Origin of the sequence: Mesorhizobium sp. BR1-1-16 (assembly GCF_020165495.1) — a bacterium.
Taxonomy (GTDB): Bacteria; Pseudomonadota; Alphaproteobacteria; order Rhizobiales; family Kaistiaceae; genus Kaistia.
Window position 1 is genome coordinate 996793 of record NZ_JAIUIE010000001.1, and the last position, 26153, is coordinate 1022945.

The following is a 26153-nucleotide window of genomic DNA, read 5'->3' on the forward strand; positions in this document are numbered from 1 at the left end:
GGTCTCCGTTATCGACAAATGACAGCGCTGTCATTAGTGAATGCCATAGCCTCTAGCATCGTGCAATCATTTTGTGTTAGCGCTGTCATTCTCAGATTGGAGATGCGCCCATGTCAGTTGGAAGGAGTGCTCCGCCGCAGCGCACGCTGCCTGTCCTCGCCGACGTGGCGCGTCTGTCCGGCGTGAGCGAGATCACCGTCTCGCGCGTCATCCGCAACAAGGGCCCGATCTCGGCCAAGACGCGCGAGCGCGTGCTTCATGCCGTGGCCGAAACCGGCTATGTGCCGAACCGACTTGCCGGCGCGCTCGCTTCGGCCGACTCGATGCTGGTCGGCGTCGTGCTGCCGTCGGTGACCAATATCGTCTTCGCCGACGTTCTGCGCGGCATCCACGAAGCGCTGGCGCCGTCCGGTTACCAGCCGGTGGTTGGGGTCACCGGATATGACGCCGACGAAGAGGAGCGGGTCGTCCGCTCGCTCCTCGCCTGGCAGCCGGCGGCGATCATCCTCGCGGGCTTTGAACATACCGATGGGACGCGGCGCATGCTGGCGGCGAGCCGCATTCGCGTGGCCGAGATCATGGATATCGACGCGACGCCGATCGATGTCGCGGTCGGCTTGTCGCATCGGAGCGCGGGCCGCGATATCGCGCGCTATCTGCTTTCGCGCGGCTATCGGCGCTTCGGCTATGTCGGTCACGATTGGGACAGTGATCATCGCGCTCGGCTGCGCTTTGAGGGACTGGTGGATGAACTCTCCGCCCAAGGGCTTGGTGTCGTCGCCGAGCGGCGCATTGCCGGCCCGAGCTCGACCCTCGCCGGTCGCGAAACGCTGGCCGGTTTGCTGGCCACCGGCGAGCGGCCGGATGTGGTGGTGTTCTCCAATGACGACATGGCTGTCGGTGGCTATTTCCACTGCCTCGCGGCGGGGCTGGAGCCGCGGCGCGATGTCGGTCTTTTCGGTTTCAACGGGCTGGAGATCGGCGCTGCCCTGCCGCTTCGTCTCTCCACGGTCCGCTCGAACCGCTTCCTGATCGGCAAGCTGGCGGCGGAGGCGCTGGTCGCTCGCCCGGATCGACCCGATGACACCGCGATCATCAATACCGGTTACGAAATCGAGGCCGGCGAGACGGCCTGAGGCGAGGAGAGACGAGATGCTGCTTGGCGCGATCGCCGACGATCTGACCGGTGCGACCGATCTCGCGCTGATGCTGGCCCGCGAGGGCATGAAAACCGTGCAGGTGGTCGGTACGCCGCCGGCAGGCTTCGATACAGGCGATGCCGAAGCGGTTGTCGTCGCGCTGAAGTCCCGCACGATTCCTGCATCCGAGGCGGTGTCGCTTTCGCTGGAGGCGGGGCGCTGGCTGCTCGCCAGCGGCGCAAGGCAACTGATCTTCAAATATTGCTCGACATTCGATTCAACGTCCAAGGGCAATATCGGCCCGGTGGCCGAGGCGCTGATGGACCTGCTCGGGGTGGGCGTCACGATCGCCTGTCCCGCTTTTCCCGCCAACAAGCGGACGGTCTATCGCGGCCATCTCTTCGTTGGCGACCTCCTGCTCTCCGACAGTCCGATGAAGGATCACCCGCTGACGCCGATGCGTGACGCCAATCTGGTTCGCGTGCTGCAGGCGCAGACGAATGTTCCGGTCGGCCTTGTCGCTCGCGAAGTGGTGGCGGAAGGCCCTCAGGCGATCCGGTCGAGCTTCGCCGCTGCTGCATCCGACGGTCCGCGAATGCTGATCGTCGATGCGATCGAGGATGATGACTTGCGGGCGATCGGCGAGGCCGCATCGGACATGAAACTGATCACAGGCGGGTCGGGCATCGCCCTTGGCCTGCCGGAGAATTTCCGCCGGGCCGGGTTGATCGAAGGCCGCGGCGCACCGGAAAGCCTGGCCGCGCCTGCAGGACGCTCCGTGATCCTCGCCGGCTCCTGCTCAGCCGCGACGCGGCGGCAGGTTGCTGCCGCCATCGCCGCCGGGCTGCCGGCCCGCCAGATCGACCCGCTTGCCATTGCCGATGGGACGGAGACGCCCGCCGAGGTTTTGGCGTTCATCGAGGCGGCAGGCGAGGGCCCGGCGCTGGTCTATGCGAGCGCCGATCCGGCTGCCGTGACGGACGCGCAGATCAAGCTCGGCCGTGATCGCGCCGGCACGATCATTGAACATCTCTTCGCCGACGTCGCAGTTGAATTGCGCAACCGGGGGTATCGGCGATTCCTCGTTGCGGGCGGCGAGACGTCCGGTGCGGTCGTGCAGGCGCTCGGTGTCAGCGCGCTGACGATCGGCCCCGAGATCGATCCCGGCGTGCCTTGGACGCTGAGCCTCGGCGACGAGGCCCCGGTCGCGCTCGCCCTGAAGTCGGGTAATTTCGGTACCGACGACTTCTTCCTCAAGGCCTGGAAGCTCCTCGCATGACCATCGCAACGATCTCCGACGAGACACGCCTGCGCGACGAGATCTGCCGGGTCGGCGCCTCGATCTTCAATCGCGGACTGACCTTCGGGTCGACCGGAAATATCAGCGCGCGCCTGCCGGACGGCGAGATGCTGATGACGCCGACCAATGCTTCGCTCGGTGATCTCGATCCGGCGCGGTTGTCGCGGTTCACGGCAGAAGGCGTCCATGTCGACGGCGACAAACCGACCAAGGAGGCCTTCCTGCATCGCTGCATGTATTGCGAGCGGCCGAAGGCAGGCGCCGTCGTGCATCTGCACTCGACCTATTCCGTCGCGGTCAGCATTCTCGCCGATGTCGATCCGCGCGACGTCCTGCCGCCGCTGACGGCCTATTACATCATGCGCGTCGGATCGCTGCCGCTCGTGCCCTATTACCCGCCGGGCGATGAAAGCCTCGCTGTTGCGGTCGGCGAGCAGGCCAAGGCGCATAGTGCGGTGCTGCTCGCCAATCACGGGCCGGTCGTTTCGGGCGCGACGCTGCGCGAGGCGCAGTACGCGACCGAGGAACTCGAGGAGACGGCGAAGCTCTATCTCCTCCTCGACGGCCACAAGACCCGTCCGCTCACACCGGAGCAGGTCGCGGCGCTACGGCAGCGCTAAGCCGTCAGCCCCGGCCAACCAGCGGCATCTTCGTCGCCATGATGGTCATTTCCAGGATGTTGGTGTCGAGCGGCAGGCCGGCCATATGGACGACGGCGTTCGCGACATGCTCGACATCGAAGGTCGGCTCGACCTGGGTGGAGAGATCCGGCTGCAGGACGCCGCTCTTCATCTTGGCGGCCATGGGCGTCTCGGTATTGCCGATGTCGATCTGGCCGCAGGCGATGTCGTATTTGCGGCCGTCCAGAGCCGTCGAGCGGGTCAGTCCAAGCACGGCGTGCTTCGAGGCGGTATAGGGAGCGGAGTTCGGGCGCGGCTTGGACGAGGAAATCGAGCCGTTGTTGATGATCCGTCCGCCGCGCGGGCTCTGGTCCTTCATGATGCGGAAGGCGGCCTGCGTGCAGAGGAAGACGCCCGTGACATTGGTGTCGATGACGGCCTTCCACTGCTCGAAGGGCAGGTCCTCGATATTGACGGGCGGAGCATTGACGCCGGCATTGTTGAAGAGCACGTCGAGCCGGCCGTAATGGTGCTTGACGGCGTCGAAGAGAGCGGCGACCGAGGCGGGATCGGTGAGGTCGGCCGGCGCGACCAGCACCTCGCTGGCGGCCTCCTTGGCAAGCTGCTGCAATGGCTCCTCGCGCCTGCCGGTAACGGCCAGACGATAGCCGGCGGCGGACAGAGCAAGGGCGACGGCCCGTCCGATGCCCGTGCCCGCCCCCGTGACGAGCGCGATCTTTCCCGTTTCAGACATGGCGTTTCTCTCTGAAATACGCGTCATTGTGCAAGGAAGCCGCCGTCGACCGGCAGCGTATGTCCCGTGATCATCGATGCGCCGGGGCTTGCCATGAAGAGGATCGCCGCGGCGACCTCTTCCGGCTCTGCCAGGCGCCCCATCGGCGTCATCGCCTCGATCCTGCCGACGAGGACCGGATCGGAGGTCAGCGGCGCGATGAACGGCGTGCGGACATAGGTCGGCGCCACCGCGTTGACGCGAATGCCAAGGCCTGCCCACTCGATGGCGAGCGCCCGCGTCATGTTGACGATGGCGCCCTTCGTCGTCTGGTAGGAGATGTTGGGATAAAGGCCGCCGCCCGAAAAGCCCATGATCGACGAGACATTGACGATCGCGCCGCCGCGGCCGCCGGCGATCATGTGGCGCGCGGCGACCCGGCAGGCGAGGAAGGTGCCGGTCATGTTGACGGCAACGACCTTGTCCCAATCGGCGACCGAAAGTTCCAGCGCCGGTTTGCGGATGGCGAGACCGGCGCTGTTGACGAGGATGTCGATCCGGCCCGCCTCAGCCATCACCGTATCGAAGGCAGCCTCCAGCGCCGCTTCATCAGCAACATCGGCCGTCACGCCGAAAGCAGCGTTCCCGCATGCCGCGAGCGCGTCGGTCTTGTCAGGCGCCCGATCGAGCAGGGCGACGCGGGCGCCGGCTTGCGCCATGGCGACGGCACTTGCGAGTCCGATGCCGCTGCCGCCGCCGGTGACAACGGCGACGCGACCGGCGAGCGAGAAGGGATGATCGGTCATGGTTGGTCCTGCCCCTATCGGCTAGACGGCGATCTTGCCGCCGAGTTCATCGTCGATATGGGCCTTGATGATCGCGTCGAATGAGGCATCGGCCTGGAAACCGAGCGAAACAGCGCGTTTCGGCTCGAAATCGGGTGCCCAGCCATCGACGATGCGGACGATGGCTGGGTCGGTCTCACGACGGATGAGCGCGACGGCACGGTCTCCCGCTACGCGGCGCAGCGCTTCGATCTCTTCGCCGACCGTGGCGGAGAGGCCAGGCATCGACAGGTTGCGGCGAGGACCGATCGCCGCGCTGTCGATCGTCGCGGCATGCAGCAGGAAGCCGACGGCGGCGCGCGGCGAGGCAAACCAGTGGCGCACGGTCTCGGCCACGGGCAGCACGGCTTCGAGGCCCACCAGCGGCTCGCGCAGGATGTTGGAGAAGAAGCCCGACGCCGCCTTGTTGGGCTTGCCGGGCCGGATGCAGATGGTCGGCAGACGGATGCCGACGCCATCGAAGAAGCCGCGCCGCGTATAGTCGGAGAGCAGCAATTCGCCGATCGCCTTCTGCGTGCCGTAGCTGGTCAGCGGCGTGGTGAAGAATTCGTCCGGTATCGTGGCCGGGAAGGGCGCGCCGAAGACGGCAATCGACGAGGTGAAGACGAGGCGCGGCTTGTAGAGCCCCTTGGCGCTCTCAAGGCGGACCGCGTCGAAGAGAAAGCGGGTGCCGTCGAGATTGATCCGGTAGCCCTTGTCGAAATCTAGTTCTGCTTCGCCGGAGACGATCGCGGCGAGGTGGAAGATGACATCAGGTCGATCTCCTATCAGGCCTTCGGCCGTGCCGGGCGTCGAGAGATCGGCGACCCGTGTCGAGACGGCACCGGCAAAGCCGGCAGGCGAGGCCGGCTCGATCACATCGGCCAGAGTCAGGCGGTCGACCGGCTGGCCGCCAAGGCCGCCATCGGCCACGAGGCGCTCGGTGAGCTTGCGGCCGACCATGCCGGCGGCTCCGATGATCAGGATATGCATGGGAAAGCCCCTTGGAAAATGATGACTCAGGAGAAGCGAAAGCGGGCGACCGCATAGGGCGCGAGCGTGGTCTCGCTTTCAGTGAAGGACCGCGTGAGATGGTCGAGCGCTGCGGGATTGGCGCTGGCGGCAACGAAGCTCTCCGCGTCGAGCACGAAGACATCGCGCGGTGCGCCGGGCAGCGTCACGTCCTGCGGCGTGCCCGTCCGGTTGGCGAGCCAGAGCTCGGTGCCGTTCTCCGTCTCGGCGGCGATCGCCTCGATAAAGGGCGATGCTTCCACTGCGAGCATGGGCCGGCCCGAAAGCTGCGCGAGGCCAGAGAGGACATGGAACATCGGGAAGACGCCACCGGCCTCGTCGAACCAGGGCTTCGGCCAGTCGCTCGCCGCGGAAACGAGGCCGAAGGCGCCCGTCGTCCCGCCGAGCGTCACGGTCTCGGCGCCGCCCGCCGCGAAGCGGGCGAAGAAGCCGAGCGCCCATGCTGCGCCAAGCAGACCGCGATGGCGCGGGTCGTTGAAGTTCATCGCCTGGCGGATGTTGTTCGGATTGGCAAACGGCGCGTCGCCATAGGGATTCATACGCATGCCGATGGCGCTCGGTCCGACCGCGAAGGGCCGGTCGCCGGCGATCGTGGCGGCCGAAAGCGCGATGGCTGGCAGCGACTCCAAGCCCTCGACGATCGAGACGTCGTCACCTGCATGCAGCATTGCCGTGGTGGTGAACGAGACGAGGTCCAGAAGATCGACCGGCGGCCGCTTGCGGTTCATCTCGGTGAAAAGGCTGAACATCCCGCCGCCGAGACGAGCGCCCGGAAAGGCGGTCCTTGCCGCCTCGAACAGAGCGCGCGGCTCTGGCGCTGGCGGCCAGACGCTGCCGGGCAGGGTGCATTTCAGGTCGGGCGCCGGCGAGACCAGCACGGTCGAGAAGGGTGAGCCAAGCGCCGCAACGGTACGGCCGAGCGCCGCCACTTCCTCCGCAAAGCCATCGACCGAGACGATGACGGCCTCAAGCCATGCTTCGGCGCCAAGGGCGCGGGCAGCGGCGGCGATGCCTTCCAGCGTGCTGCGGTCGTGGCCCTTTTGCGGGTCGTAGTAGCCGATAAGGACCGAGGCACCGACCGAACTGAGCAGGCTGGCATTGGCCAATGTGTCGGCGATCTCGCTCGGGTCGAGACCGAGGCCGAGCCTCGGAACGGAGCGGCCGGGCGGGCCAAGGACGATACGGGTCGAGGCCTTGCCCGAAACACGCATGGGCGCATCACTGGCGACCCTCAGTCGTACCGCCTGCTCTAGCCGCTCATCCTTGGCGACCGTATAGGGCCAGGGCAAAGCGAGCGGACGGACATAGGTCTTGTACGAGGCGTCGGTCCAGTTGCGCTGGTCCTCCATCTCATAAGTGTCGCCTTCCATCCGGCAGGTGACGACAAGACCCGGCGCGGCCTCGTGGGTGAGCGCGCGGAGCGCCATCATCGGCTGGACGGGATCGATAACGTCCGGGAAATGGCTGTGCTCGATGGTGCCGTCGACATGCTCGATCGTGACGGGACGGCCGGAGACGCCGACGATCGGGTGCAGCACGACGAAGCCGGTGCGATTGGTCAGGAAGTCCGTCTCGGCGAGGCCGGTTGCCGAGAAATCGAGACGGCCGTCCGCATCGGCCTCGATCCGGGCGCTGTAGCGGAAGGCCTGGCGATCGTCGCCGGCGCGCGCTTCATAGCTAACCGTGAAGCCATCCGCCCGTTCGTCGACTTGGAGGTTCTCGATGACCGGATTGTAGGTACCCCAGTTGCGGTCCCGGACGATGAAGGAGATGGCGCGGATGATCTCGACGCCGCCAAAGCGGATATGGCGGAGATTGCCGGTGTCGAGTTCAGCGGAGAGCGCCCCTGCAACGAGGATACGCGGCGCGACGACCGGCTCCTCGGTGCCGAACAGGCGGACGGCGAGAGAGGGCGCGCTGGTCATCGGTTCACTCGCGAACTGACCAGCCGCTCGGCAAGCAGCGCCACGATGATGATCGTGCCGATGGCGGTGCCCTGCCAGAACGGCGAGACGCCCATCAGATTGAGACCATTGCGGATCATGACCATGATGAACACGCCGATCAGCGTCCCGATCATCGAGCCGCGGCCGCCATAAAGGCTCGCGCCTCCGATCACCACTGCAGCGATGGCGTCGAGTTCCAGCGCATTGCCCATCAGCGGATCGGCCGAGAGAAGCTGGGCGATCGAGAACGTCACCGCGACGGCGGAAAGCGCGCTCGCGAGCACATAGGGAAGCACGGAATAGAACAGTGTGTTGAGGCCCGCGGCCCGCGCGGCCTCCTTGTTGGAGCCGACCGCATAGATGGTCCGCCCGCCCTTGGTGTAAGTGAGGTAGGCCCAGGCAAGCGCATAAAGAACCAGCAGGAACAGGACGTTGGACGGTATTCCGAACACGCTGGTGTAGACGATGTTCTGCATCGAATCCGGGATGTTCGAAATCGCCGTCTGGCCGGAAAAGATGTAGGCGAGGCTGCGCGCGATCGCCATCACGCCAAGCGTCACCACGAAGGCTGCGAGTCCGAAGACATTGATCAGCAGGCCGGACAGCAGGCCAATAAAGGCACCGGCTGCAACTGCGACGGCAATGGCCGGGACGATCGGCATCTGCTGCACCGCGAGGCCGAGAATGATGCCGGTCAATCCGGCGACGGACCCGACGGAGAGATCGATGCCGCCTGTCAGGATGACGAAGGTCATGCCGACCGCGATGATGCCGATCACGACCGATTGGTCGAGCATGTTGAAGATGTTGGAATGCGTCAGGAAATAGGGTGAGAGGATCGAGAGGCAGGCGGCAATCGCGATTGCCAGCAGGATCATGCGGACCTCGAGCCGCCGGGCCAGCTTCTTGATGAAGGGCGGCCGGCTCGATGGTTCGGCGGCGAGGGTGGTGGCCATGGAGGATCGTTCCTTGGTCATAGCGTTGCCGCCATGGTGTCGATGCGGGATTTGATGGTTTCTGGCGCGGGCAGCGTATCGCCTTCCTTGAGGGTGAGGCCAACCCAGCCGAGATCGTGGCCACGCGGGCTGGTCATCGGCACGACCAGCGTCGTCCGTCCACCGCCAGCTTCCGCGACGAAGGCGCCGTGGCGCTGGGCCAGCGCGGCTGGCAGGCGGGTCTCGGACAGGCGCCGCGCCTCGCCGGCGCGAAAGCCCGGATCGAGTGCCGGGTCGCTCACCACGGCGTTGAGGCAGATCAGGCTGTCATCCTCGATCAGCGCCCAGAAACCCGCGCCGCCATGCTCGCGCGTGAGCTCGTTCAGGAGCGCGGTGTTGCGCGCCATCGATGTGCGCGGCGCGGCGAGGAGCGTCAGCTTCTCCTCGTCCAGCATCGCGCTCGGCAGGTCGGCGATCGAGCGACCGTCGCTCACCACCACAACCCGGTCTGAAAGACCGAGCAGCTCCTCGAAATCTGATGATATGACGACCACCGCGACGTCTTCGGCCGCGATGTCGCGCAGCATGGCGTAGATGCTGGCGCGCGTGCCGATATCGACCCCCTTGGTCGGCTCGTCGAGGATGAGCACGCTCGGCTCCAGCAGCAGCCAGCGGGCGATGATGATCTTCTGCTGCATGCCGCCGGAGAAATTCAGCATCGAGGCATCAAGCAGGCGATCGCCGGGAAGGCCAAGTTTCGCCAGCAATTCGTCGACGCGTTTCGCCCGAGCGCCATAGCCGCAGAAGAAGCCGCGATGCGCGCCGAGATGGGCGATGAGGAGGTTCTCCTTCACCGACAGGTCGGGAACGATGTTCTGCGTCCGCCGATCCTCGGCGACGAAACCGAGACCGGCACGGATCGCGGTCTTCGGACTGTTGCCCCTGAGCGGCTGGCCGCCGAGCAGCACCTCGCCGCCGCTCCGGGGGCGGAGACCGAAGATCGCCTCGGCCGTTTCAGAGCGGCCTGCGCCGACCAGCCCGCCGAGGCCGAGGATCTCGCCTTTGCGCACCGAGAACGACACGTCGCGGACGATGGGAAAGGCGCTGATATGCTTGACTTCGAGCGCTATTGCGCCGCCGATGTCCGGCGCTTCTTCATTGCGGGCATAGATCGCTCCAAGCTCGCTGCCGACCATGGCGCGGATGAGTTCCGCTTGCGAGAGATCGGCCGTCGGCTGCGCATTCATCACCGTGCGGCCCTCGCGCAGCACCGTGACGCGATCGGTGATGGCGAACACTTCTTCGAGGCGGTGCGAGACGAACACGAGGCCGTGGCCGGAATCGCGGAGCCGCGCCATCACGTCGAACAGCCGCTCGACCTCGCCGGGGCTGAGCGAGGCCGTCGGTTCGTCGAAGATCATCAGCTTCGCCTGCACGCCGAGCGCCTTGGCGATCTCGACCAGTTGCTTCTGCGCCGACGAAAGGCGGCGGACATCCCAGTCGAAGGGAAGGCTGTCCTGCTGGCCGAGCGATTCCAGAATTTCTTCGCCGCGTTGGCGGAGCGCGCCATAGTTGAGACGACCGGGCCGGCCGAGCTCGGGCAGGAAGATGTTTTCAAGGACGGTCAGGTCAGGGACGAGGCTCGTCTCCTGCATGACGATGGCGATGCCAATATTGAGCGCGTCGCGCGTGCCGCGCAGCCGGATCTCACGGCCGCGATAGACCATCTCGCCTTCGTCAAAGGCGTGGTGGCCGGAAATGACCTTGGAAAGGGTCGACTTACCCGCGCCATTGGCGCCGAGCAGGCCGTGGATCTCGCCTTCGCGCAGTTCGAAGTCGGCGCCCTGCAGGGCCCGCGTACGGTCGAATGTCTTGGTGATGCCGCGCATCGTGAGCAGCGGCGCGGTCACCAGTTCGGGTGAACGGTCGAAATCGGCGATGGACAAGGAGCATTCCCCAAAGTCGGCCTGAACGAAACAAGGATCGGCGCCGCAGCCCAGGACTGCGACGCCGGCCGGCTCAGACTTCGTTGGCGAAGACCGTTTCCTTCACGATCGGCAGTTCCTTCTCGATGTTCTCGCTGGTGATGGCGAGGATCGGGACGGTGATCTCCTTGGCGGGCGTCTTTCCAGCCAGAGCGTCGACCATGGCCTCGCCGGAGCGGACGCCCATGAGGAAGGGCTGCTGCATGCCGGAGACGACGAGCTCGCCGGACTTCAAGAGGTCGACGAATTCCGGAATGCCGTCGAAGGCGGCGACGAGGACTTCGCCATTGCGCCGCGCGGCCTTGATGGCGCGGAGCGCGCCGATCGCCGGCTGGTGGGTCTGCACGAACAGGCCGCGCATGTCCGGATTGGCAGTGAGCAGATCCTGCGTGAACTTGAAGGTCTCGTCGGCGGTGTAGCTCTGCATCTGCTGCATGCCGGCGTCCTTGCCGGTGAAGCCGCCTTCCTTCAGGCCGTCCAGGAAGCCCTTGGTGCGGGCCTGGCCGTTCTTGCGGGCCTGCGAAATGGCGACGATGCCGACCGAGCCGCCCTCCCAGCCCTTCTTCTTCAGGGCGTCTGCCAGCGCGACACCGACATCATGCGCACCGCGGTAATTGTCGGACGAGATGAACGAGACGAAGTCGCCCGAATTGGTGCCGATATCTGCAATCACGACCGGAATATTGGCGCGCTTGGCAAGCTGGAGCACGCTCGGCGCCGTCGATGAATCGGTCGGCGAGATCACGATGCCGGCGACGCCACGGGCGATCGAATCCTGCGCGTTCTGCAGCTGCGTCTGCGCACTGTTATGAGAGTCGAGTGCCTGGAAGCCGAAGCCGCCCTTCTTGGCCGCAGACTCGACGCCCTTCGACAGATAGCGCCAGAAGGGCAGGTCGAGGCCAGGCGTCAGATAGACGATATCCTTGCCGGCTGCTGCCGCTGTGCGAAGTCCGGCAAAACCGGTGCCCAGGGCGAGCGAGGTGCCGCCGGCAAGCTTCAGAAATGTCCTGCGTTCCATTTGATTCCTCCCGATGTTCAGCCAATGCCGGCTGAGAGTTGTTCGTGCGTAGACGGCCCGGCGCTTCCTCAAGCGTCCGATCCGGATTCTCCCTGTATGAGGAGTTGGGTCGTCGCGTAGATCCGTCCGGTATGGACGGCAAAGGCCTCGGCAGCAGCGACCGGGTCATGCGCCCTGAGAGCCTCGACGATGGCGACGTGATCGGCGTAGCTGGTGGCGATGGCGCCGGGCCGGCCAACGGCCTCGCGGCGATATTCCATCATGTAGGCGTAGAGATCGGTGCTGAAGTCGGCGAGCAGCCGGTTCGGCGAAGCCTGGTAGATCGCGACGTGAAACTCACGGTCGCTGATTAGAAACCGGACCGGATCGTCGAGCGCGCTCTTTTGCGAGGCCAGCAATGCCTCCAACTGGACGATCCTGCGGGCGTCGATGCCGATCGCTGCGTCGGTAACGACCTGCCGCTCGACCAGCAAACGCGCTGCATGGACGGAATCGAGATTATAGGCGTCGACGGCACGCGCCGTGGCGAAGCCGACCGTTACGGGTCCGACATCGCTGCGGCGAACCCGCGTTCGCGCGCCCTGCGAGATCTCGAGAATGCCCTTGGCCGCCAGCATCTGAATGCCGCCGCGTACAGCATCGCGGCTGACGTTGAGCGCGACCGACAATTCTCGCTCGCTCGGCAGCGGGTCGCCGACCTGCAGGATCCCCGAGGCGATCAGCCCGGCAATCTTGTCGGCGATGACATTGGTAATAGGACGCTTGACGATCGCTTCCCGAAGGGTCGGGAGCTCCGTCAGATGCGCGGTATCACCAGATTTTCGTTGCAGCGGCATGCCAACACTTTGACTGGTCGGACCAGAAGTCCAGTTGAGCTAAGCGATCTTCTGACGGTCTGTCAAGCGCACCGCAGATTGCACAGAGCTATGGCTCATCTTAGCCGCCGCTCAGTCAGCGAGCGCCATCTGGCACGATCTGTGGCGATGTTCCTCCACGAGGGTCGAGCCGGCAAACCGCCATTTCCGTCGCCGCTAGCCGCCCAAGCCTGAGGCAGGCCCCCTCGTCCTCGCAGCTTATTCTGCACCTTCCATAGGCAGTCAGGAGCGCTGGGTGTTTTCTGTGCGAAGCCTATGGACGATACGATACGCTCATGCGATAGTTCAATTCATCGTATTGCATTTCAATACTATGTAGTGACAATCCAATGAGGCGGGCGTCGGTTGACCCGCTCAATCGACGGAAAGGCCTCATGGATCAATCACCGCTCTTCATTCGTTCGTTCGACAAGGTCATGCGCGTGCTGGAAGTTTTCGGACAGAGCGAGAGGTACCTGGCGCTCAGCGAGATCGTCGTCCTGTCGGGCCTCGACAAGCCGCAGGCGCAGCGGTGCACGCACACGCTTGTTGCGACCGGCTATCTCGAGAAGGACCCGAAGAGCGGCCGCTTCTGCCTCGGCAAGAAGTGCCTAGATCTAAGCTTCCATTTCCTCCGGACGCACCCGCTCGTGATGGCGGCGACGCCCATCCTGTTGCAGCTCCGGCGTGATTGTGCGGAGCGCACCAATCTCAGCCTTTTCGATCGCACGACGCTCGTCTACGCCATCCGCCTGCACGGAAAGCGCGAATATCCGCAGTTCTCGACGCTGATCGGCCGCCGCATGGCGACGTTCTGCTCGGCGGGCGGTCGCGCCATGCTCTCGGCGCTGCCGGATGAGGAAGTCGCCGAGATCATCGCCGAATCCGATCTGACGCCGCGCACGCCCGATACGATCACCGATCCGGCCCGGATCCTCGACGAGGTCCGCAAGTCGCGCGAGCGCGGTTACGGTTTCGTGGTCAACGAGAGCGCGCCGAGCGAAGTGACGGTTGCAGCCCCCGTGCTTGATGCCGCCGGGCGGCCCGTGGCGGCCGTGCATGTCGCCGGCACTCTGACCAAATGGGACTCGGAGGAATATGAGCGTCGCTTCTCGCCCTTTGTGGTCGAGGCGGCGCGCTCGCTCAGCCATTGGGACGTCAGCGGCCTCAAGGCCGGCGGACGGGGCGTCTGATGTCGGATATCGCGCCCTCGGCGGTGGTGGAATGGCTGGCGTCTCGCCGTGAAGCGATGCTGTCGCTTCTCGGAGAGCTCGTCGCGATCGACAGCGGCACGGCCAATCACCGCGGCATCGCGCAGGTTGCGGCGCGCCTCGCGGCATTCTTCGCCGAGGCGGGCATCGAGACGGAACCGGTCGTCGTCAAGGGCAGCGGGGCGGGCCTCAGGGTCACTGTTCCCGGTGCGAAGTCCGCTCGTCCCATCCTCCTGATGGGTCATCTCGATACGGTCTTCCCGGACGGAGAAGCGGCGCGCCGTCCGTTCTCGATCGTCGGCGACCGGGCTTACGGCCCTGGGGTCGCCGACATGAAGGGTGGCCTCGTCCTCATCGCCTTCGTGCTGGCAGCGCTTAAAGCTACGGGCGGCGACTTGCCGCCGCTTGTCGGCTTCTTCACCGCTGACGAAGAGATCGGATCTCCGGCCTATCGCCCGCTGATCGAAGCGGAAGCCCGACACACCGACTATGCATTCAATGCCGAGCCGGGGCGGGCATCGGGCAATGTCGTCACCGCCCGCCGCGGCGGTGTTTTCATGCGCGTCACGATCGAGGGCAAGGCCGCGCATGCCGGTGTCGATTCACGTGCCGGCATCAGCGCAATCGATGAACTCGCCCACAAGATCGTCGCGCTGCACGCGCTGACGGATACGGAGCGAGGCATCAACCTCAATGTCGGCGTGGTCCATGGCGGCCAGTCAGTCAACACCACGGCTGCAAGCGCCACTGCGCTTGTTGATCTCCGTTTCCGCGAACCCGAAGATCGCGCGCGTATGATGGCGGCGATCGAGGCCATCGTCGCGAAATCCTGGACGGCGGGGACGCGGTCGCGGCTCGAGGTCACCGGCGGCTTCCTGCCGATCGTGCCGACCGCCGCCTCGACCGCGTTGTTCGACCTCTATCGGTCGTCCGCGGAGGCAATCGGCTTTTCAGTCGGCGGCGAGGCGACCGGCGGCTGCGCCGATTCCGGTTTCGCCGCGGCGATGGGCGCTGCCGCGCTTTGCGGTGTCGGGCCTGTCGGCGGCGGGGCGCATTCGCCGGCCGAGTATGTCGAGATCGACAGCCTCGTGCCGCGGGCGCAGGCGCTCGCCCTCACCATCCAGCGGCTTGCAGAGGCCGTGAACAATCAGAATTCGCACCCGCGCGGACAAGACGCGGGCGATCCTTCGCCGCGAAGGCAATCGGCGGCTCCTCAGAGGGAAACATCATGATCGAGAACAGGCCAGTGCACTCTCGCAATACCCGCCGGCTATCCATGCTGGCGGCAGGCGCTGCAACCGTCATGGCTTGCGTGGCCACGGGTGCGGTCCCGCAAGCCTTCGCCGCCGACAAGCCGGAAGCGGCGCCAACGGTGGCCTCGCTCACCACTTGCGACACCAAGGACGTGAAGACCATCAAGGTGGGCATTCTCGCGCCGTTCAGCGGTGGCGGCATGGCGGCCGATGCCAATGATATCGGCAACGCGGCGATGATGGCTGCGGATGAACTCAACGCCGCCGGCGGCATCTGTGGCAAGGACGCGCGCTACAAGGTAACGTTCGAGAAGGGCGATACCGAGGGCCAGCGCTCCGACGCCGTGATCACGGCCGTCCGCCGCCTGACCGCCGATCCCGACCTCCACATGATCTTCGCGCCTTACGCCTCGACGACCAATTTCGAGATCACGTTGATGGCGAAGGCCGGGATGCCCTACATCATCTCCGGCGGCGCCGAAGCGACGAAGGGTATCATCTCGAAGAATCCGGACGGCTTCCCGACCGTCTGGTCGCGCGTGCCCGATTACGGCGGCTACAGCACAGACCTGCCGCCTCTGATCAACAAGAACATCGAGGCTGGCAATCTCGCCGTGCCCGCCAAGACGGTCTACATCATCGGCTCGGACGATCCCTACGGCACGACCATCGCCGACGGGCTGAAGGACAGCTTCACCAAGGCCGGCTGGTCGGTCGTCGGCACCGAGACCGTGCCGTTCCAGTCGGTTACGGACTGGCGCACCCAGCTCGCCAAGATCCGCGAGTTGAAGCCCGGCATGATCGTGCTGACCGAATGGTCGCCTGCATCCGACGCGACCTTCTTCAACCAGTTCATCGAACAGCCGACGGATTCGCTGCTCTTCGAGCAATACGCGCCGGTCATCCCCGAATTCAACGAGATGACGCATAACAAGGCGAACGGCGTCATCTTCAACATGCTGGGCGGGGCGATCGACTCCCGTGCCGACACCAAGGACATCTCGAAGCGCTTCGCCGAGAAATTCGGCGCCGGCGGTTATTTCTCCGTCGCCGGCTACACGAACATGATGGTCTATGCCCTGTGCATCAATAAGGGTGTCGATCCGGCCGACCACCTCGCAATGGGCAAGTGCATCGGCAGCCTCGACGTCGATACGCCGTCGGGTCGTCTCGCCTTCGATCCGAAGACGCATCTCGCCATGCAGGGCGACGATTATATGCCGACGGTCTTCTACCAGGTGGTCGACAATGGCGGGAAGGCGATCGTCAGCCCGCCGGCCTATGCCGAGCAGACCTTCAAGCAGCCCTACTGGATGACGACCAAGCCGGCCGCCAAGTAGCTCGCGGCAGTTTCCGACAACGGGCGGCCGCCTCGCGGCCGCCCGCATCCAGAGGATCGGGAATGTCCATGCAGGGATCGCGCATGCAGACCACGGGATCGCCGCCCTTGCTGGAGGTCGCCAGCGTCGGCAAGTCGTTCGGCGCGCTGGCGGCCGTCGCGGACGTCTCCTTCGCGCTCCGCGAGCGGGATATCCTCGGCATCGCCGGTCCGAACGGGGCCGGCAAGACGACGCTGTTCAATCTCATCACCGGCACGCCCTTCTTTCCAGACAGCGGGCGCGTCACCTTTCGCGGCACCCGCATCGACCGTATGGCGCCGCACCGCATCTTCCGTCTCGGCCTCGCGCGGACCTTCCAGAAAGAGGCGTCCTTCGCAAACCTCACTGTCGAACAGAATGTCTCGCTCGGCGCGACCTACGGCGCCGGCCTGTCCGGCCGGGCCCGCGAGCGGGCGGTCGACGCGGCGCTCGAGCGGCTCGACCTGTCGGCGATGCGCCGGCAGCCGGCTTCGTCACTGACCGTCTATGGAACGAAGCGGCTGATGCTGGCATCGGCCATCGTCGTCGGTCCCAAGCTGCTGATGCTCGACGAGCCGGCCTCCGGCCTCACGGCATCCGAGGTCGCCGATCTGCAGTCGCTGATCCTCGGTTTTCGCGACGACGGCATGGCGATCCTTCTCATCGAGCACATCCTGCCTCTGCTCTTCGGCATCTCGGAGCGCGTCATGGTGATGGATTTCGGCCGAAAACTGATCGAGGGACCGCCCTCGGAGGTCGCCCGCGACCAGCGCGTGATCGATGCCTATCTTGGCGGACAGAGCGAGGCAGCTCATGCGCTTGCAGGTTGAAGCGATTTCGGCCGGCTATGGCCGGGTGCGGGTGCTGCACGAGATCTCGATCGCGGTCGACAACCAGCGTGTCGGGCTGTTCGGTCCGAACGGGCACGGCAAGACGACGCTGCTGCGGACGATCTCCGGACTAATCCGCCCGACCGCGGGCCGCGTGATCTTCGACGGGAAGGACATCACCGGCCGCTCGCCACAATCGATCGTCGGCGAGGGGCTCGTCCATGTCCCCCAGGGCTCCACCCTTTTGCCGCGCATGACCGTTCTCGAGGCGCTGACGCTCGGCGCCTATTCCAGGCGGGCCTGGCCGCGGCGGCGGTCTACGATGGAGCAGGTGTTCAGCCTCTTCCCCCGCCTCGCCGAACGCCGCGCGCAACGCTGCAACACGCTTTCCGGCGGTGAGCGCCAGATGGCGGCGATCGGGGCCGGTCTGATGGGATGCCCCAAGCTGCTGATGCTCGACGAGCCGACGCTCGGTCTCGCGCCGAAGCTGCGCGCCGAACTGGCGCAGGCGATCCACGCCATTGCCGCCACGGGGGTCGGGCTCCTCGTCATCGACCAGGACATCGACATGCTGCTCGGGCTCTGCGACCGCCTCTATCTCATCGAGCAGGGCAGGGTGGCGCTCGACGTCGTCGATCGGTCGGCAATCCAGCACCAGGATGTTCTGAAGCGCTATTTCGGGAGTGCCGCCTGATGGGTGCCATCATCGTTTCGGGCCTCGTCTCGGGAGCGCTCTATGCTCTTGTGGCCGCCGGGCTCTCGCTGATCTGGGGATCGCTCGGCGTCTTCAATTTCGCCCATGGCGTTCTGCTCATGACAGGCGCCTATGCCGCCTGGTGGATCTCCTCGCCCGACGGCCTCGGACTCGGCCTCGGGATCGGCATTGTCGGGGCGCTCGCCTTCATGGTGGTGCTGGGTCTCGTGGTCTATCTGCTGTTGGTGCGGCCATGGATCGGCAAGGCCAATGCCGAGCTCGCCGTGATCATGACGACGATCGCCGGCTCGATCTTCCTGCAAAACCTGATCCTCGAGATTTTCGGCGGCCGCTACAAGACGATCGATCAGGTGGTGACCGGCACCGTCGCGATCGGCGGGACCACGATCCAGGCGCAGAACCTCCTCGTCATCATCCTGGCGCCGGTCCTGCTCATCGCCATGTGGCTTTTCCTGACGCGCAATCGGACCGGTCTCGCCATTCGAGCGGTGGCCCAGAACCAGGATGCCGCGCAGCTGTTCGGCATCGGCGTGGAGCGCATCTATATCGCGACCTTCTCCGTCAGCGCGGTGCTCGCGGGCGTTGCTGGCATCCTTCTCGGAGGCCTCTTCAACATCAGCCCCGACATGGGCACGGACCCGCTCCTCCGAGCGTTCGTCGTCGTCGTCTTCGGCGGGCTCGGCAGCCTACCCGGCACAATCCTCGGCGCCTATGCGATCGGGATGATCGAGGCCTTCTCTTCCTATTATATCGGCATCTACTGGACGCCGGTCGTCCTGTTCGTGGTGCTGATCGGCGTGCTGGTCGTCCGTCCGACCGGCCTCATGGGGCGACCGACATGAAGAAGGACTGGACCAGAATTGGCCGCATCGCGAGTATCGTCGTCGTGCTGGCCGTCGCGGCTGTCGCACCGCTGGTGCTGACCGGCGGCGTCGCGCAGAACCTCGCCGTCCTGTCGATCCTCTACGCCGTCGTTGCGTCGAACTGGGACTTGACGCTCGGCTATGCCGGCATCTTCAACTTCGCCCATGTCGCCTTTTTCGGGATCGGGTCCTATGTCGCAGCCATCGCGACGCTGCAGTTCGGCGTGCCGGTCTGGCTTGATCTCATACTGGCCGTCGTGGTCGTGGTGGCGGTCGGCGGTCTGGTCTCGGCGCTCGCCCTGCGCCTGCGCGGGATCTATGTCGCGCTCGTCACCTTTGCGCTCACGCAGCTCTGCGTCGCGCTCATCAACAGCGCCAAGGACATTACCGGCGGACCTGTCGGCCTCATCGGCGTGCCGGACCTCGAGATCCGCGGTTTCGAGCTCGGCTCGGAGCCGCATGCCTATTTCTATGCGGCCGAGGTCCTGCTCATCCTCTCCACCATCGCGATGCGCTGGCTGGCGACGTCGCATTTCGGCCTCAGCCTCGTCGCGCTGCGCGACTATGAAGCCTATGCCGTGGCCCGAGGGATCCCCGCACGACGCCAGCGCGTGCTGGCGATCATGGCGTCAAGCATTCCGACGAGCCTCGCCGGCTGCCTTTATGCCCACTATCTCATCGTCGCTTCGCCAGACGTCTTTTCCTTTTCGCTGACGACGCTCCTGCTGAGCATGGTGCTCGTCGGCGGCGCCGGAACGATCTATGGCCCGATCGTCGCGGCGATCGTGCTGACGGTCGGGACCGAAGGCCTCCATCAACTCGGCAACATCCGCTACATGATCGTCGCCGTCCTGATCGTGCTGACGCTGCGCTTCCTGCCCGGCGGGCTCTGGTCACTCTGGACCCTCGTCCCCGCCATCCGCCGCCGCCGCGCCACGCGCGTTCCTTCCCCACTCGCCGAGGAGGCGTCCTCATGAGCATTTCATGGCCAGGTGGCCGCAAGGCGGCTGCAAGCCTGACCTTCGATTTTGATGCCGAGTCCGTGTGGCTGGCAATGGACCCTGCCAATGCCGGGCGCCCGGGGGCGCTCTCGATCGGTGTCTATGGCGCACGGGTCGGCGTCCCGCTGATCCTCGACACGCTCGCCCGCCACGATGTCAGAGCAACATTTTTCGTCGTCGGCAAGAATGTCGAACTCTATCCGGACCGCGTGGCGGCGATCCTCGATGGCGGCCATGAAATCGCGGTGCACGGCTATACCCATACGCCGCCTTCGCTGCTGACGCCGGACGAGGAGGAAGCCGAACTCGTCAAGGCCAAGGCGCTGCTCGAAGGCGCCGGCGCCACAATCACGGGCTATCGCTCGCCATCCTGGGAAGTGAGCCCGGTAACGCTCGACCTCCTGCAGAAGCACGGCTTCCGCTATTCGAGCCAGTACATGGCCGACATCCGGCCCTATCGCCATGACCATCATGACCTGATCGAACTGCCAATCCAGTGGCTCCTCGATGACTGGCCGCATTTCCAGATGGGGCCGGGGCAGATGAACCGGCCCGTGCAGACGACCCGCCATGTCGAGCAGCTCTGGATGGAGGAGCTCGAGGGCATCTCGGCGCTCGGCGGCCACACGATTATCACCATGCACCCCCAGGTCATGGGGCGGCCATCCCGGGTGGCGCTGCTCGATCGGCTGATCGGGGCCATGAAGGCGCGCGACGATCTCTGGATCGCCACCTGCGGCGAAGTCGCCGCACTCGCAGAGACCGCTCTGCCGAAAGGATCATCACGATGACCGACAACCGCCGCTTCGCAGGCCGACGCGCGATCGTCACGGGCGCAGCAGGCGGCATTGGCGCTGCCATCGTCCGCCGTCTCGTGTCGGAAGGGGCGATGGTTGCAGCCATCGATCGCAGCGCTGCCGCATCGGATGGATCGCAGGTCCATCCCGTCGTCGCGGACCTCAGTACGGTCGAGGGCGCGCGGACCGCCGTCGACGAGGCGGTTGCCGTTCTCGGCGGTGCGGCCGACATCGTCGTATCAGCGGCCGGGGTCTATGTGCTCGCCGCTGCCGCCGCGGTCGATGAGACCGACTGGAACGCCAACCAGGACATCAACCTCCGCGCGCCGTTCTTCGTTGCCCAGGCTGCCGTCGCGGCCCGTGCAGCCGATCCATCGGCGAAAGGGCGGCCGATGGCGATCGTCAACATCTCTTCGACAGGTGCTTACCGGTCCGGTACCGGCGACGCGGCGCTATCCTACAGCGCCAGCAAGGCCGGCCTCGTCGCTCTCACCCGGAGCATGGCCGCCGAATGGGCAGGGCAGGGCATTCGCGCCAATGTCGTTACACCCGGCGTCATCGATACGTCGATGGTCCGCATCATGGACGATCCGGAATCCGGCACCGCCTGGCTGAAGGCGCGTGTCCCGATGGCTCGCCTCGGCCGGCCGGACGAGATCGCGGCGGTCGTCTGCTTTCTGGCATCCGATGATGCGTCCTATGTCACCGGCTCCGAACTCGTCGCCGACGGCGGCTACATGTGCAGGTAATCATGACTTCGACAGACTATCAGCTTTACGAGCTCGGCGACTTCACGCTGGAAAACGGCGTGGTTCTCCCGGCCGCCCGGCTCGCCTTCAAGACCTTCGGCACGCTGTCGCCGGCGCGCGACAATGTCGTGGTCATACCGGGAGCCTTCAACGGGGCGGTCGAGGAATATGACGGCTGGATGGCGCCGGGCATGGCGATCGATCCGGAGCGTTATTTCGTCGTGGTGGTGGGCCTGTTCGGCAACGGACAGTCGTCCTCGCCGAGCAATATGCCGGCACCATTCGACGGCCCGCGATTTCCGATGGTCACTGTCGCCGACAACGTCAACGCCCAGTACCAGATGCTCACCAAAGAGTTCGGCGTCACCGGGATCGAGCTGGTCGCCGGCTTCTCTATGGGGGCGCTGCAGACCTTCCATTGGGGCGCGCATCATCCCGAGCTTGTGCGGCGGATCGCTCCCTTCTGCGGCGCAGCGCGCTGTTCGCGGCACAATTATGTTTTCCTCGCCAGCCTCAAGGCGGCGATCGAGACCGACCAGACCTTCAATGGCGGCGACTACGAGGTCCTGCCGCGGGCTGGCCTCTCGACCTTTGGTCGCATTTATGCGGGCTGGGCTTTCTCGCAGGCCTTCTATCGCGAGAAGGTGGACATGGAGATCATGGGCTTCGCCTCGGTCGACGATTTCCTCTCAGGCTACTGGGACACGCTGTTCAGCGAACGCGATGCGAACGACCTCCTGCTCATGGTGTGGACGTGGCAGCATGCCGACATCGCGGCCGGCGCGCGCTATGGCGGCGATCTGCAAAAGGCGCTCGCGGGCATCACTGGGCGCGCAACAGTCATGCCGAGCGAGACCGACCTCTACTTCCCGGTCGCCGACAATATGCTCGAGGTCGCCGCCATGCCGAATGCACGCTGCGTCCCCATCCCGAGCATCTGGGGCCATGTCGCCGGCGCCTGCGGAGCCAACCCTGCTGATACCGCGTTCATCGATAGTCAGTTCCGCGAATTGCTGGCGTCCTGATATGAGCACCGCTCCCTCCGTCCTGGCGCTTCTTGAACGTCGTATCGGCACGCTTGCGGCAGGTATCGCGGCCGATTGGGGCATCTATGTCCGCTTCCTCGACAATGGCGACGAGATCGCCATCGGTGCCGACCGGAAGATGGACACGATGAGCCTCATCAAGGTGCCGATCCTCGTGACGCTGATGCGGCGCGTTGACCGGGGCGAGGTGGATCTTGTAACGCGTGTCGTCCTCGACGAGGACATGAAGCGCCTCGGGACGGGCGTGCTCCGTCTCTTCGGCGCGGGCGCGAGCTTCTCGCTTCTCGACGCGGCCTGGATGATGGAGGTGGTGAGCGACAACACCGCCACGGATATCTGTCTCGCTGCGGCCGGCGGCGTCGACGCCGTCAACGCGACGATACGCGAGCTTGGCATCGATGGGATCGAGATGACGGGCACGGCGCTCGACTGGTTCAGGGCGCTTGGCAGCAGTATGGATCCCGAGCTTGGGCACATCGCGCCGGGAGAATTTGCGCGACGCGGCTATCCTCCGCTCGGCCCAGAGGGTCTCGCCGACGCGCGTTCGCGCTATCACTTCGAGACGGGGCGGCCGTTCTCGCTGGCGACGCCGCGCGCGCTCGGCAGCGTGCTCGCGATGATCGAGGCCGATGCCTGCGCGTCTCCGGCCTCCTGCGCCCTGATGCGGACGATTCTCGAGGGTCAGCAGTTGAACGACATGATCCCGCGCCACGCCTGGGGTGCACGGTTCGCGCACAAGACCGGCAATTTCTCGCCTTTCATCGCCTCCGACATTGCCATCGCCACGCCGGCACGCGGCGCGAAGGTGATCATGTGCTTCATGACGGGACGTCACCGCGGACCGGCAGGTGAATGCGAAGAGCGTATCGGCCGCATGGCCGAACTCGTCCTCGCGGTCGCGGAGGGCCGCTGAGGTCCGGCGGCCCGTCGGTTCTTACCGCGCGACGGTGAAATAGAGACTATCGATCCCGAGGACATCCGACGCGATCTGGCTCAGATGTTGACGCATCGCGGCTTCAGCGGCCGCGGGGTTGCGCGCGATGACGGCATCGATGATGGCCCTGTGCTCGATATAGGACCGTTCCGCACCGCCATGGTCGAAATAGTATTCGCGGACATGCTTCCAGTCTGCTTTCTCGCGCACGCTGATGATCATCTCGAAGATCGAGAGGAAGAGCGCATTGCCGGCGCAGGTCGCAATCTTGCGGTGAAAAGCGATGTCGAAGGTCTCGTAGCTACGCGCGTCTTTCGCCGTGCGCGCGGAATTCGCCAAACGCACCATGACGTCGATTTCGGCCTGTGAGGCCCGCATCGCGCAGCGGCGCACGAGCATCGGCTCAATCGACAGCCTTGCCTCGATGGCCTCGAGCGGATTGACGCGGTGCGAAAGGCGAGAGATCTCCTGCTCGCTGAGGGCACCCTGCGAGCCGGCGAACGTCCCCTGTCCCTGCCGGCGCCAGACGAGCCCCTCGGTCTCCAGAGTGTCGAGGGCCTCGCGCAAGGCCCGCCGGCTGACGCCAAGCATCACCGCAAGTTCCCGCTCAGGAGGGAGCCGGTTGTTGGCGAATTCGCCCATGTCCAGGCGGCGCCGCAACGCTGCCAATGCGATGTCTTTCGGTGCGTCTCGTTCCACCACCGCTCCTTCGGAATCAGTCATATGCTGGAACCATATTCGCTAATTGGTTCCAGTTCCAGTCATCGACTAGTTCGGCTAGCTCGACTCTGGCGACCTTTATTAGCGCGCTAAATTTGGGCGACGCACGCCCTCTCAAGCGCAAGAAATGCCGCATAATTCGCCAGAAAAAAGCACTTTCCGGAGCGCCTAGCCGTGATTTGCCCAGCCGGTGAGCAACCCAGCGCAAACAAGGCCGAACCAACGATGGAACCAATTTATAAATGGTTTGCCGACAAGACGACCTCCTGCTAGCTTTCTGTTTGCGGAGTTGCCCGGGCAAGACGCGAGCATCTGCCATCCAACTCCCGCCCAATAAGCATCGATAACCGGGAGTTTGATTTATGACCGGCAGCAGCACAGCCGCGCCTTCGGTGCGGAACCTCGGTCCAGCGCGAGACTATTTTGGCTACGGCCCCAATCCGCCGCATCCGCATTGGCCGAACGAGGCTCGCATTGCCATCAACTTCAATCTCAATTTCGAAGCGGGCGGCGAACGGTCGCTCCTCGAGGGCGACAATCAGTCGGAAGACATGCTGACGGATATCGGCTTTCCGGCCTATGTCGGCGTCCGCAGCCCCATCGTAGAGACGGTGTTCGAATATGGTCCGCGCGTGGGCGTCTGGCGCCTGCTCCGGATCTTCAAGAAATACGGAATCCGCATCAGCATTCTTGGCGTGGTGCGCGCGCTCGAGAAATGCCCGGAGGCAGTCGCCGCCTTCCTCGCCGACGACCATGAGATCGTCAGCCATGGCTATCGGTGGATCGACTACCATCAGATGGGCGAATACGAGGAACGCGAGCATGTGCGCCTCGCTGTCGAGAGCATGAAGGCCATGACGGGGAGCGCTCCTGTCGGCTGGTTCAACGGCCGGCCGAGCGCGAACACCCGTAAGCTCCTGGTCGAGGCCGGCTGTTTCCTCTACGACCGCGACGCCCTCAATGACGAGTTGCCTTATTGGGTCGATGTCGAGGGTCAGCAACACCTGGTCGTCCCGTATTCGCTCGAAACCAACGACAACCGGTTCGACAGTAATACCGGGTTCGGCAGCGCCGACGACTTCGCACGTTATATGATCGACACCTTCGACCTCATGTATGAGGAAGGTGCCGAGAGCCCGAAGCTCATGAGCATCGGCTTGCATGACCGGCTCATCGGTCGGCCCGGCAAGGCTGTCGGGCTGATCAAATTCCTCGATCACGTGATGAAACACGACCGCGTCTGGTTCTGCACCGGCCGCGATGTCGCCGAACACTGGCACCGGCATCACAAGCCCTGAGCGGGGCATGTCGGGGCCAGTTGGCCTACCGAAATGCGTTCAAGAAAACTCAAGCAGCAGGGTGTCGGACAATGCAGATCTCAACGGGCGTCAAACGCATTCTTTCCATTGTCGCAGTGGCGACTGCGGCAACGTTCTGCGTCGGCCAGGCCATGGCCGACGACATGAAATGCCATCCCGAGCAGCTCGCGACCAAGTATCCGAGCCTCGTCGGCAAGACGATCAAGATCGCGACGGACGGCGCGACGCCGCCCTACAGCATGCGCGATCCGAACAACTTCGATAACCTGATCGGGCTCGACAACGACATGGCGCGGGCCGCGTTCGCCTGCATCGGCCTGCCGGTCGATTTCATGGTCGGCTCGTGGTCGGGCCTCCTCCCGGCGGTTATCGCCGGCCAGGCCGACGTCATGTGGGATACCCTCTACTACACGCCGGAGCGCGCCAAGGAGGCAGACTTCGTCGTCTATCTCCGCGCGGCGACCGGCGGCCTCGTCCAGAAGAACAATCCGAAGAAGATCAAGTCGCTTGATGATGTCTGCGGCGTCCGCGCCACGGCGGGGCTCGGATCGACGGAAGAGGCGGTCTTCCGCGATCTATCGGCGAAATGCGTCGCCGCCGGCAAGCCGGAGATCGAGATCGTCACGTTCCCGGACATCCCGGCGGGCTCGCGGCTTGTGAAGAACGATCGCGCCGATCTGCTGATGATCGATCTCGGCCTCGTCAACAGCTTCATCGCTGCCGACCCCGATGCCTTCGATCTCGCCTTCTCGATCCTGACTGACTACAAGGTTGGCGTCGGCGTGGCGAAGAACAACAAGGAACTCACGCAGGCCGTCTTTGACGCTCTGAAGATCCTTCAGGCTGACGGCACCGAAGAGGCCATCTACAAGAAGTATAATTTCGACCACAAGCAGGCGCTGCCGACAGAGATTCTGACCAAGTAGCACTAGAGCCATGGGCGGGGTGGCACTCTGGAGTGCTGCCCCGAC

The 26153-nt window shown here is 64.9% G+C and carries 25 protein-coding genes; 16 read left to right on the forward strand and 9 right to left on the reverse strand.

Features of this window, described 5'->3' with window-relative positions:
* The first annotated feature begins 110 nt into the window (after nucleotides 1-110).
* The 3 genes from LB518_RS04785 to otnC are packed head-to-tail and all read left to right on the forward strand — an operon-like array spanning nucleotide 111 to nucleotide 3059.
* Nucleotides 111-1136 (forward strand): LacI family DNA-binding transcriptional regulator, encoded by a 1026-nt coding sequence (locus tag LB518_RS04785; RefSeq protein WP_224573657.1) that lies wholly within the window; start codon nucleotides 111-113, stop codon nucleotides 1134-1136.
* A gap of 16 nt (nucleotides 1137-1152) precedes the next feature.
* On the forward strand, nucleotides 1153-2418 hold the full coding sequence (gene otnK / locus LB518_RS04790; protein WP_224573658.1) for a 3-oxo-tetronate kinase: 1266 nt from the start codon (nucleotides 1153-1155) through the stop codon (nucleotides 2416-2418).
* On the forward strand, nucleotides 2415-3059 hold the full coding sequence (otnC, locus tag LB518_RS04795) for a 3-oxo-tetronate 4-phosphate decarboxylase (RefSeq protein WP_224573660.1): 645 nt from the start codon (nucleotides 2415-2417) through the stop codon (nucleotides 3057-3059). The genes otnK and otnC overlap by 4 nt, the downstream gene beginning before the upstream one ends.
* A 4-nt stretch (nucleotides 3060-3063) precedes the next feature.
* On the opposite strand, the gene LB518_RS04800 is transcribed toward otnC, so the two are convergent.
* The 8 genes from LB518_RS04800 to LB518_RS04835 form a co-directional block, all read right to left on the reverse strand.
* Entirely contained in the window at nucleotides 3064-3813 is a 750-nt protein-coding gene (locus LB518_RS04800; protein WP_224573662.1) for an SDR family oxidoreductase, read from the reverse strand.
* Nucleotides 3814-3836: 23 nt separating this feature from the next.
* Nucleotides 3837-4598 (reverse strand): SDR family NAD(P)-dependent oxidoreductase, encoded by a 762-nt coding sequence (locus LB518_RS04805; protein ID WP_224573664.1) that lies wholly within the window; start codon nucleotides 4596-4598, stop codon nucleotides 3837-3839.
* Between the two features lie 21 nt (nucleotides 4599-4619).
* Nucleotides 4620-5609 carry a D-erythronate dehydrogenase gene (gene denD / locus LB518_RS04810; protein ID WP_224573665.1) on the reverse strand — a complete coding sequence of 330 codons (990 nt, stop codon included), beginning with the start codon at nucleotides 5607-5609 and terminating at the stop codon, nucleotides 4620-4622.
* Between the two features lie 26 nt (nucleotides 5610-5635).
* A complete protein-coding gene (locus tag LB518_RS04815) occupies nucleotides 5636-7573 on the reverse strand; it encodes a D-apionate lactonase family protein (protein WP_224573666.1) in 1938 nt (645 codons plus the stop codon).
* Nucleotides 7570-8550, reverse strand: a complete 981-nt coding sequence (locus LB518_RS04820; protein ID WP_224573668.1) for an ABC transporter permease — start codon at nucleotides 8548-8550, stop codon at nucleotides 7570-7572. The genes LB518_RS04815 and LB518_RS04820 overlap by 4 nt, the downstream gene beginning before the upstream one ends.
* A gap of 17 nt (nucleotides 8551-8567) precedes the next feature.
* Complete coding sequence (locus tag LB518_RS04825) at nucleotides 8568-10475, reverse strand: sugar ABC transporter ATP-binding protein (protein ID WP_224573670.1); 1908 nt, start codon at nucleotides 10473-10475, stop codon at nucleotides 8568-8570.
* Between the two features lie 73 nt (nucleotides 10476-10548).
* Nucleotides 10549-11532: a substrate-binding domain-containing protein gene (locus tag LB518_RS04830; protein WP_224573672.1), complete on the reverse strand. Its 984-nt coding sequence runs from the start codon at nucleotides 11530-11532 to the stop codon at nucleotides 10549-10551.
* Between the two features lie 68 nt (nucleotides 11533-11600).
* Complete coding sequence (locus LB518_RS04835; RefSeq protein WP_224573675.1) at nucleotides 11601-12368, reverse strand: FadR/GntR family transcriptional regulator; 768 nt, start codon at nucleotides 12366-12368, stop codon at nucleotides 11601-11603.
* A gap of 413 nt (nucleotides 12369-12781) precedes the next feature.
* On the opposite strand from LB518_RS04835, the gene LB518_RS04840 reads away from it, so the two are divergent.
* The 11 genes from LB518_RS04840 to LB518_RS04890 all read left to right on the forward strand — a co-directional run bounded on the left by LB518_RS04840 (nucleotide 12782) and on the right by LB518_RS04890 (nucleotide 23122).
* Nucleotides 12782-13579, forward strand: coding sequence for an IclR family transcriptional regulator (locus tag LB518_RS04840; RefSeq protein WP_224573676.1), 798 nt, complete (start codon nucleotides 12782-12784; stop codon nucleotides 13577-13579).
* Between the two features lie 8 nt (nucleotides 13580-13587).
* Nucleotides 13588-14829 (forward strand): M20 family metallopeptidase, encoded by a 1242-nt coding sequence (locus tag LB518_RS04845; protein ID WP_224574331.1) that lies wholly within the window; start codon nucleotides 13588-13590, stop codon nucleotides 14827-14829.
* Nucleotides 14826-16190, forward strand: coding sequence for an ABC transporter substrate-binding protein (locus LB518_RS04850; protein WP_224573679.1), 1365 nt, complete (start codon nucleotides 14826-14828; stop codon nucleotides 16188-16190). The genes LB518_RS04845 and LB518_RS04850 overlap by 4 nt, the downstream gene beginning before the upstream one ends.
* Nucleotides 16191-16273: 83 nt before the next feature.
* Nucleotides 16274-17038 (forward strand): ABC transporter ATP-binding protein, encoded by a 765-nt coding sequence (locus tag LB518_RS04855; protein ID WP_224573681.1) that lies wholly within the window; start codon nucleotides 16274-16276, stop codon nucleotides 17036-17038.
* Nucleotides 17022-17732 (forward strand): ABC transporter ATP-binding protein, encoded by a 711-nt coding sequence (locus LB518_RS04860; RefSeq protein WP_224573691.1) that lies wholly within the window; start codon nucleotides 17022-17024, stop codon nucleotides 17730-17732. Before LB518_RS04855 ends, LB518_RS04860 begins: the two co-directional genes overlap by 17 nt.
* Nucleotides 17732-18595: a branched-chain amino acid ABC transporter permease gene (locus tag LB518_RS04865; protein WP_224573693.1), complete on the forward strand. Its 864-nt coding sequence runs from the start codon at nucleotides 17732-17734 to the stop codon at nucleotides 18593-18595. The genes LB518_RS04860 and LB518_RS04865 overlap by 1 nt, the downstream gene beginning before the upstream one ends.
* Nucleotides 18592-19593 (forward strand): branched-chain amino acid ABC transporter permease, encoded by a 1002-nt coding sequence (locus tag LB518_RS04870; RefSeq protein WP_224573695.1) that lies wholly within the window; start codon nucleotides 18592-18594, stop codon nucleotides 19591-19593. The genes LB518_RS04865 and LB518_RS04870 overlap by 4 nt, the downstream gene beginning before the upstream one ends.
* Nucleotides 19590-20408, forward strand: a complete 819-nt coding sequence (locus LB518_RS04875) for a polysaccharide deacetylase family protein (RefSeq protein WP_224573697.1) — start codon at nucleotides 19590-19592, stop codon at nucleotides 20406-20408. Before LB518_RS04870 ends, LB518_RS04875 begins: the two co-directional genes overlap by 4 nt.
* Complete coding sequence (locus LB518_RS04880) at nucleotides 20405-21163, forward strand: SDR family NAD(P)-dependent oxidoreductase (protein WP_224573699.1); 759 nt, start codon at nucleotides 20405-20407, stop codon at nucleotides 21161-21163. The genes LB518_RS04875 and LB518_RS04880 overlap by 4 nt, the downstream gene beginning before the upstream one ends.
* A gap of 2 nt (nucleotides 21164-21165) precedes the next feature.
* Nucleotides 21166-22188 carry an alpha/beta fold hydrolase gene (locus LB518_RS04885; RefSeq protein WP_224573701.1) on the forward strand — a complete coding sequence of 341 codons (1023 nt, stop codon included), beginning with the start codon at nucleotides 21166-21168 and terminating at the stop codon, nucleotides 22186-22188.
* Between the two features lies 1 nt (nucleotide 22189).
* Nucleotides 22190-23122: a serine hydrolase gene (locus tag LB518_RS04890; protein ID WP_224573703.1), complete on the forward strand. Its 933-nt coding sequence runs from the start codon at nucleotides 22190-22192 to the stop codon at nucleotides 23120-23122.
* A 21-nt stretch (nucleotides 23123-23143) separates the two neighbouring features.
* Here LB518_RS04890 and LB518_RS04895 read toward each other — a convergent pair whose 3' ends face one another.
* Nucleotides 23144-23842, reverse strand: coding sequence for a FadR/GntR family transcriptional regulator (locus LB518_RS04895; RefSeq protein WP_224573705.1), 699 nt, complete (start codon nucleotides 23840-23842; stop codon nucleotides 23144-23146).
* A 383-nt stretch (nucleotides 23843-24225) separates the two neighbouring features.
* Here LB518_RS04895 and LB518_RS04900 point away from each other — a divergent pair, with 383 nt between their 5' ends.
* Nucleotides 24226-25161: a polysaccharide deacetylase family protein gene (locus tag LB518_RS04900; RefSeq protein ID WP_224573707.1), complete on the forward strand. Its 936-nt coding sequence runs from the start codon at nucleotides 24226-24228 to the stop codon at nucleotides 25159-25161.
* A 71-nt stretch (nucleotides 25162-25232) separates the two neighbouring features.
* Nucleotides 25233-26108 carry an ABC transporter substrate-binding protein gene (locus LB518_RS04905; RefSeq protein WP_224573709.1) on the forward strand — a complete coding sequence of 292 codons (876 nt, stop codon included), beginning with the start codon at nucleotides 25233-25235 and terminating at the stop codon, nucleotides 26106-26108.
* The last annotated feature ends 45 nt before the right edge of the window (nucleotides 26109-26153 follow it).